General features: G+C 59.5%; 8 protein-coding genes. 2 read left to right on the forward strand and 6 right to left on the reverse strand.

All coding sequences use genetic code 11. The features are described from left to right. The 6 genes from WBP53_RS13695 to WBP53_RS13720 all read right to left on the reverse strand — a co-directional run. Positions 1–240, reverse strand: a 240-nt coding sequence (locus tag WBP53_RS13695; RefSeq protein ID WP_423929832.1) for a hypothetical protein, incomplete at its 3' end; no start/stop codon positions are given. A gap of 260 nt (positions 241–500) precedes the next feature. After that, positions 501–1,496 carry a HEAT repeat domain-containing protein gene (locus WBP53_RS13700; protein ID WP_423929834.1) on the reverse strand — a complete coding sequence of 332 codons (996 nt, stop codon included), beginning with the start codon at positions 1,494–1,496 and terminating at the stop codon, positions 501–503. Next, positions 1,493–2,725, reverse strand: coding sequence for a HEAT repeat domain-containing protein (locus tag WBP53_RS13705; RefSeq protein WP_423929836.1), 1,233 nt, complete (start codon positions 2,723–2,725; stop codon positions 1,493–1,495). Before WBP53_RS13705 ends, WBP53_RS13700 begins: the two co-directional genes overlap by 4 nt. A 23-nt stretch (positions 2,726–2,748) precedes the next feature. Further along, a complete protein-coding gene (locus WBP53_RS13710; protein ID WP_423929838.1) occupies positions 2,749–3,537 on the reverse strand; it encodes a hypothetical protein in 789 nt (262 codons plus the stop codon). Between the two features lie 5 nt (positions 3,538–3,542). After that, a complete protein-coding gene (locus WBP53_RS13715; protein WP_423929840.1) occupies positions 3,543–4,103 on the reverse strand; it encodes an RNA polymerase sigma factor in 561 nt (186 codons plus the stop codon). Between the two features lie 387 nt (positions 4,104–4,490). Next, positions 4,491–6,554, reverse strand: coding sequence for a prolyl oligopeptidase family serine peptidase (locus WBP53_RS13720; protein ID WP_423929842.1), 2,064 nt, complete (start codon positions 6,552–6,554; stop codon positions 4,491–4,493). Positions 6,555–6,617: 63 nt separating this feature from the next. On the opposite strand from WBP53_RS13720, the gene WBP53_RS13725 reads away from it, so the two are divergent. Further along, complete coding sequence (locus WBP53_RS13725; protein ID WP_423929844.1) at positions 6,618–6,863, forward strand: hypothetical protein; 246 nt, start codon at positions 6,618–6,620, stop codon at positions 6,861–6,863. 108 nt (positions 6,864–6,971) lie between these two features. Then, on the forward strand, positions 6,972–8,365 hold a 1,394-nt coding region (locus tag WBP53_RS13730), incomplete at its 3' end, for a M28 family metallopeptidase (protein WP_423929846.1).

The following is an 8,365-nucleotide window of genomic DNA, read 5'->3' on the forward strand; positions in this document are numbered from 1 at the left end:
GGAAAGCAGCGTATCGGTGCCGACCGACTCTCCATTGACGGTTCCCGGATCGAACTGCCAACCGCGCACTACGGGCACTAGTTTCTCGCGCACGGCATCAATCGTGTTGCGTTTTGGCTCCAGCGACTCGACACGCCCTTCATTGTCGAGGTGGATTTTCCACTGAACAGTGGTTGTCAGCTCATCGCTGGCGGCGGCCGCCAGGACAATCACTGGCGCGAAAAGTACCGGAACAAACACTGGCAATTTCCTGAACACGGGAGTCTCCATGGACGACATTGCAGATCTTGCCCAACAGACTACTTCGACGCGCCTCACGCATCACTGTTTCTTTGTTACAAGGACGCATTCCAATACGGTTCGCTTTCTACCGTCTTCAAGGCAACGCTGAACAAGTCTTGTTCTTTGAAAATCAAGGGCAGAACTGGATCCCAGCCTGCGCTGGGATGACGAGCAAAGACTTGATCGGCACTCCCTCAAGGCAACGCCACAAATGAACATTACCGAGTCAACAGATCATCAAGAAAGGCCAGGGCCTCGTCAGTGCCGGTCTCGCCCAACCAGAACAGGGCCTTCTCCTTTACCGGGCGTGGATAGTTTCCGCGAATGACGGCAATCAACGCTTCGGTGGCGACTTTCTCGTCCAACTGGGAAAGTGCAAACACTGCTTCTTCGCGTACGCCTTCCGAGGTTTCCCTTTCCAGGGCAGCCATGATGTCTGCCTTTGCACGCGGATCTTTCATCTGCGCCATCCAGAACAGCGCCTTGCCGCGAACCTCGGCCGAGTCGTCCTGCTTCGAGATCTTGAGGACCCGGCTGTAGGCATCCTCCAGATTGGACTGCGACAGTGAAAACACCGCGTGTTTGCGCATGTGTCCGGATGGATCGGTGCTTGCCACGCGCTCGACGAAATCAGCGCCGGCTGCACCGCGCGCCTGCCCCAACCAGAACACTGATTCTTCGCGAAGTTTGTCCGGTTTGCCACTCGCTGCCAATTCAATCAGTGCAGCGGTTGCCGCTTGATTCGCGTGCATTGCGATGGCCGCCAATCCAGATGAATAGTTGTCTTGAGATGCCGGACTGGCTTCGATCCACTGCGCAATGGTCGTGATGCTCTCGGCGGGTTCGACCGGCTCGATCCAGCGAATCTCCTTGGCACTCGATACCGGGCAGTCTGCAGAGTAGGAGTGGATACGGTCGGGTTTGCCGTTGACGACGTGCCAGTAGACGCTCAGCTGATCGGCGGAACCGGCGTCGTTCTTCTCGAGCAGGAATGCGCCCTTGCGTGAATCGAGGTCGCAACCTGTCTTGCGGAGATCTCCATTGCCGATTCCCGAAAAGCAGCAGGATGATCCCGAGCCCGCGACCAGCGGAACCCGATAGCCAACCCAACCGTCTTCTTGTGCCACTTGCCCGCGCAGCTCCGACTCCCCTGCCCAGGCGAGGCTGGCGCAGGACAAGGCCGCAAGCAATGCCCAATTCCCGAGTGCCATCATGGCTGGGTTCCTCCGCTGTCGAGCTCGGCTTCGATCAGATCGAGCGCGGCATCGCCGTCCGTGATAGTAATCATGCGCAGCAGGGCTTTCTTCTCTTCGCGGCTACCGGCTTCGCGATACAAATTGAGCATGGCTTCGCTGTCTCCGGCGATCAGCATTCCCTCGAGTGCGGCGCTGCGAATCTCCTCCGAGCTTGTCTTCTTGTAGATGCCTGCCAGAGTCGTGCCCGCATCGCTACCATCAGCAATGCCGATGGCCCTGATGGCTTCCACACGGAGTTCCTCGGGTTGGTCCGATGCCGCGATTCGCACCAGGGTTTCGGTATCTCCGGCCACACCGAGGGACTGCAGGATGGCCTTGCTGTTTTCCGGGGACTTTTCACTTTCGAACAAGCTGCGCAACTCTGCGGTCGCGTCCATCGCACCCAGCGCCTGGATTGCATCCCTGCGCAGTTCCTCGTCAGGCTCATTGCGGGCGGACTGCAGGACCAGATCAGGTCGATCGGCGATCAACCAGGCCTGGATGATGCTGCGCTTGTCTTCGAGGCTTCCCGTTGCTGCATAGATGTCGTGCAGCTTCTGGATAGCCGGTTCATCACCACTGATGCCGAGCATCCGGATCGCCTCGCTGCGCAATTCCGGGTTGTTCGAACTCTTCGCGAACTCGGTCAGCGTATCGAGTGCCGCAGCCTCATCGATCTGGCTGAGCACGAACAGTGCGCGCTTCTTGACCTTGATCGGTTGTGAACCACTCAATACCTTGCGCAGGATTGGGAGGGCCCTGTCAGCGGGAGCCTGCAACAGGCCGACAACCGCGATCTCTGCCAGCCCTTCGTCATCGTCGCCCTCTGCAATTTTGACGCCACCTCGGGTCTGACGTAGCAGATCCTGTGCGTCACCGAGCCAGCGGCTGTCAGGATAGGTACGCTGAAGTCGCTCTACGGTCGCCCGGGCCTCAGCCGTGCGTCTGGCCTGCAGCAGAGCGTAGGCCTGCCAGTAGACGGCCGCGTCGGCACTTGCCGGCTCCTTCTTCTGGAGTTCGGCCTCCAGCCGACTGAAGTTCTCTCTCGCCTTGCTCCAGTCTGCATTTTTCAGAGCCTCATGACCTTGCCAGTACAGTTCGGCAAGCTGTTGGTCACTTGGCGCCATGGCACGGTCGGACGCAGCCTGGACGGCGACGCCTGTGATCAGGCCAAGGCTGAAAATCATCACACGTAGTCTCTTGATCATTAGCTTGAACACTCCAGTGGAATTCAAAGGCTGCGCTTGCTTGCAACATCGATTCGCGATTCGGTGGCTCGCACCTGGAACAGCAAATCAGACTTTTGCAAATAGTCACGCAGTCCTTGCTTGTCTTCGACGTTCGAAGCGGCGGACTGGTTAGCCACTTCGAGCAACACAGGTTCAAGCTGGCGCAGGAAATCGGCCATGCGTGCGTTGCCGGCTCGCGCCGCGGCCGCCGCATACAGACGATTGGATTCAATCAGCGATTTGGCCAACTCCCGGTTTCCATCGAGGAACTCGCCGTCATCCTCGTTGACGGCAGTCAGCAGCAAGCCTTCGGTTGCACGCAGGTGTCCGGAGACATAGCCGTCGAGCACACGACTGGCCATGGTCCTGCCCTTCCCCGACACTTCTGCCGGTGCTTCAACGATCGCTTGCGACGGCGTCACGCGCCCGAACTGGAAACCCACGCCAAGGGCAATCAACAGTGCGCAAGCGAAGCCGCCGGCCAACACCAGACGCGACCCACGCAACAACTCGAACAAGCCTCGCATTCGATCCACGAAGCCAGTCGATTCCGCGCGCGGGCGCGCATCTTCGATGCGCTGATCAAGGCCCGACCACAGCCGTTGTTCGAACCCGTCTGACGGGAGAGGCGGCTCATCCGTTGCTGCATCAAGCACGTGGCAAAGCCGCCGATAGCGCTCCCGCCAATGGGCTGACCCCGCGAGGGCCGCAGCTATCTCGGTCATTCGGGCGGCATCCAGACCATCCTGGTAGTGGTACAGGATCAGGTCGTTGTCATTGATCGCTTTCATGTCGATCACCTCAGTGGTAGCAGGGCGACGCGCAACTTGCGCACCGCGCGAAAGATCGCCTGCTTGCAGGCGTTTGTATTCATCGAAAGCACGAGTGCAATTTCCTCCAGCGAGTGGCCTTCGTGGTGGCGCATGACGAAGGCTGTACGTTCGATCGGACTCATGTGCTCAAGCTGCAATTCGGTCTGACGCTTGATCTCGACACCCATCGCCTCGCGATCGGGCCCAGGCTGGTCATCGCCCAACTCCTCAAGAAAATCGTCGTCGCATTGCACGTTCCCGGCACCCGTGCCCTGGCGCCCGCGCCGACGCAGCTGCTCAAGCGCGGCATTCACGGCGATGCGGTGGAGCCAGGTTCGGAATACGGCACGTCCATCGAATGTGGGCAGGTGTCGCCAGGCGTTGAACAGTGCTTCCTGCACGGCGTCCTCTGCCAGGGCCGTGTCTCGGGTAATCCGGGCGCAGAGCCCGTATAGCCGGCGCGTGTGCGGCTCGACCAGCCGCCGAAAGGCCACGGCATCCCCATCGCGAGCCCGCGCTATCCAGTGGTCGTCAGCTTCGTTCATCACACCATGGATGATGGCGGAACGGATTTGGTTAGCAAGTCAACGTTCGGGCCTGGCCGAAGTAGCCCTTGTCAGACGAAAACAGTGCGGCACACAACTGCTGCCGGCAGAACATCGTTGGGGTTCGCTTCGCTCACCGCCAACCTACGAGTCTGCGGCGAGATTCTGCACTGCGCAGATTGGGGTTAGCAAAGCGATGCCCAACATCCAGATCGCCTCGAGTTTGAAAGCGACGGGGCGCATTCGAAGCAGCTGTGCAGGGCGGATCCGATGAAGGCAATTCCGTCGGGCTCGTCGTGCCGGCGGCCCGAACGTTGGGGTTCGTCGTCGCGCGCTACCAACCTGCGAATGCGTGAGCCTTGCTCTTCGCAGGTTGGGACGTGTGGCCTACCGAGCGTCAGTCGAAGTCCAGCGTTTGATCCAGTTGTTCACGACGTTGTGCCATTGCACGCTGTTGTGCGGCTTGAGCACCCAATGATTCTCATCCGGGAAAACCAGCAGCTCGCTGGGAATGCCCCGGCGCTGAAGGGCGTTGAATGTGGCCAGCCCCTGCGTGGTTGGTATCCGGAAATCATTCTCTCCCTGCACGACCAGCATCGGCACTTTCCAGTTCTTCACGTGGTTGAGCGGATTGAATTTCTCGTAGCCTTCCGGATTGTCATACACGGTGCCGCCGTTTTCCCACTCGGTGAACCACAGCTCCTCGGTCACATACCCCATCGAGCGTGTGTCGAATACGCCATCATGGTTGATCAGGCACTTCCACGGTTCGTTCCAGTTGCCGGCGATCCAGTTGACCATGTAGCCGCCATACGACGCCCCGAGCGCGCAGGCGCGATCTGCATCCAGGAACGGATACTTCTTCAATGCTGCGGCCCAGCCCAGCTTGAGATCTTCAAGCGGCTTGCCGCCCCAGTCGCCGGAGATGGCATCCGTGAAGGCCTGGCCGTAGCCCGTCGAGCCATGGAAATTGATCGTTACAACGGCGAATCCCTGTCCGGCATAGGTCTGCGGATTCCAGCGATAGTGGAAATCGTTGGTCATCGCACCTTGCGGGCCGCCATGGATGATGAACGCTACCGGATACTTCACTCCGGCCTTGTAGCCCGCCGGCTTGACCACGTAGCCCTGGACACTGACGTCATCGGCGCCCTTGAAGGTGAAGAACTCGAACTCGCCGGTCTCCACCTCCTTCAACCGGACAGCATTGAAGCGCGTGATCTGCTTTAAATTGCGGCCGCGCAGGTTGGCCGTGTAGAGATCCGTCGGATGGCGAAGATCGTTGCGCGCGACCACCAGCGACTTCTCGCCTACTTCGAAGCCGCGCACCTGACCATCACCGACCAGCTTGCTCACCCTGCCGGTAGAGACATCGATTGCGAACAGGGGATGTTGACCGAGATCGGTGGTGGTCGTGAAGAGCGTCTTGCCATCTACAGACTCCTTCAGAGCGCTGGCCGACCGATCCCAGTCAGGGGCAATCTCGCGACGTTGACCGGTGGCCAGATCCAGGGCCCAGATGCCGAAGCGATCCGCTTCGAAACCAGGCCGCGTCATGGCCAGGTAGTAGAGAGTCTTGCCATCACGGGATGGCAGCGGATTGGCATCCCATGCCTTGTTGTGCGCAGTATGGTTGGTCGGTTCGGCAGACCCGTCTGCAGGCACGGAGTAGATGTCGAAATTGGTCGACCATGGCTCGCCTGCACGCAGGTTTCGCACATTGAAATAGACGGTCTTGCCATCCGGCGAGAAGGCATACTCGCTGTCGTCACCAAACGGCTTGGACGGGATGTCGCCATCGATGCTGCCAGTCAACAGACGCGGCTCGCCGAACTTGCCATCTGCCCCCATGCCGGCCATCAGCAACTGTGATCGACGGCCATCCGACCAGGTATCCCAGTGTCGAACAAAGCCTTCGCTGAAAAGTATGCCGGACGACTTGTCATCCGCAGGCTTGTCCAGGCGTTTCTTGGTGCAGGCGATTGGCGCAGGATCCTTGGCGCACTCGACAAACAGGTCTGCGGAGAACAGCACGGACTTTCCATCCGGTGACAGCTTGTAGCTGCCGATATCCAGCGACAGCGTACCGACAGCTTCGGCCTCACCGCCTCTTGCCGGAACGCGCCAGAGCTGGTTGACGCCATCACCGGCGGCCAGGAAGAACACATGGGAACCATCGGCCGACCAGCGGGGTGTCGTCGCGTTTAGCGCTGCATCGGTAAGCCGGGTCGGCTTGCCACCTGCCAGGGGCACGGTCCAGATGCTGTTTCGGCCCATGTTCGCGGCATAGTCCGTCTCGCGCAGATGCAGTGCCACCGTGCGTCCGTCCGGCGAAAGGGCCTGATCACTGACCCGGTCCATCATGACCAGATCCATGGCAGTGAACGGTTGCGTCGCGGCATTCGCCGGCGCAACGAAGGCCAGCATTGAAAGTGCAATCAACGATTTCATCGGCATCAATCCCCTAGGGTGAACGCCTGATGGTAAGGCCGTGCGACCCTTCGTGAAAGCATCATGGGTCACGAACCGTCATTCAAGGCCGTCATCTGCAATGATTCATTCGATGCCATCGATGAAAATCGCATCCGGCAATTCATGGGCACCGCGGTCGAACAATCCGGCGCCATCGGCGGGATTCCCATTTACCCGTTTCGGCATACCCGCAAGACAGGCATCGACCAGATCTGCGACTCACTCGAGAAAATGCTGCCACGCCCAGCCTCCGCAGCGCTTTCCACGACGAACTGGCAACCGTGCTGATACCCGAGCCAGCCCCATGCAACAGGTCGAAAGTCATGGGTGGATATGGGGACCTGACTGATAGGATCGGGGGCTGGTCTTTTCCTGAGGAATGATTGTATGAAAAAGATGCTCACGAGCGCCCTTGCGCTCTCCCTGCCCTTGTTCGTGCAGGCTGCCGACTTACCGCAGTTTGACGCCAAGCGCCTGTCTGAACAGGTCAAGACGCTCTCTTCCGATGCCTTCGAGGGACGCGGCCCGGCGACAGCGGGCGAGAAGAAGACCATCGACTATGTCGTTGCCCAATTCAAGTCCGCAGGCGTGCAACCCGGCGGCGACCTCAAGGATGGCAAGCGCCTGTGGACCCAGGCCGTGCCGCTGCTGCGCGCTGAAATCGAGGGCACGCCGAAGCTCTCGTTCAACATCAATGGCTCGACAGAATCGCTGACCCAGGGCGAGCAGATCGCCGTTCGTGCGGCGATGGATGGCTCGAAAAAAGTTGATGTCAGCAAGGCTCCGCTGGTTTTCGTCGGCTACGGAATCGATGCACCGGAACGCAAGTGGAACGATTTCGAAGGCATGGACCTGAAGGGAAAGATTGCCATCGCCCTGGTCAACGATCCGGATTTCGAAACCGGTGAAGGCGATTTCGGCGGCAAAGCAATGACCTACTACGGTCGCTGGACCTACAAATATGAAGAAGCCGCCCGTCAGGGTGCGATCGGCTTGCTAGTCGTGCATGAAACCGAACCGGCTGCCTATGGTTGGGCCACGGTGAAGAACTCGAACACCAACACCATGTTCGATGTGGTTCGCGACGACGCGAAATCGGTGCATCCGCAGATCGAAGGCTGGATCCAGCGTGACACGGCTGTTGACCTGTTCAGCAAGGCCGGTCTAGATTTCGATGCGCTGAAGAAGAAGGCTCAGCAGCGCGGCTTCAAGGCGGTGGCACTGAAGGACGCCACGTTCTCGGCCAGCTATGCAGTCGATACCAGGATCATCACGTCACAGAACATCGCGGCTCGCATCGAAGGCAGCAAACGACCAAATGAAACGGTCATTTACAGTGCGCACTGGGATCATCTCGGCGTAGGTCAGCCCGATGCCAGCGGCGACACTATCTACAATGGTGCCGTCGACAATGCCACCGGCACGGCGGCCCTGATCGAAATGGCACGGGCCTTTGCCAAGGCTCCGCAACCCGAGCGTTCGGTTGTATTTCTCGCCGTGACTGCCGAAGAGAAGGGCCTGCTCGGCTCCGAGTTCTATGCGTCGAAGCCCTTGTATCCGCTGGCGACCACAGTGGCGGTGATCAACACGGATGCACTCAGCCCCATGGGTGTCGCACGCAATTTTTCGACTTCGGGTAGCGCAAAATCCGAATTGCTGGACGCGCTGATTGCCGACGCCGATGCAGCCGGTCTGACCTATGTGACCGACCCGCATCCGGAGGCCGGCAGCTTCTTCCGTTCCGACCACTTTTCGTTTGCAAAGCGCGGCGTACCCGCACTTTCCTATGG

Origin of the sequence: Dokdonella sp. (assembly GCF_049593775.1) — a bacterium.
Classification (GTDB): domain Bacteria; phylum Pseudomonadota; class Gammaproteobacteria; order Xanthomonadales; family Rhodanobacteraceae; genus Dokdonella.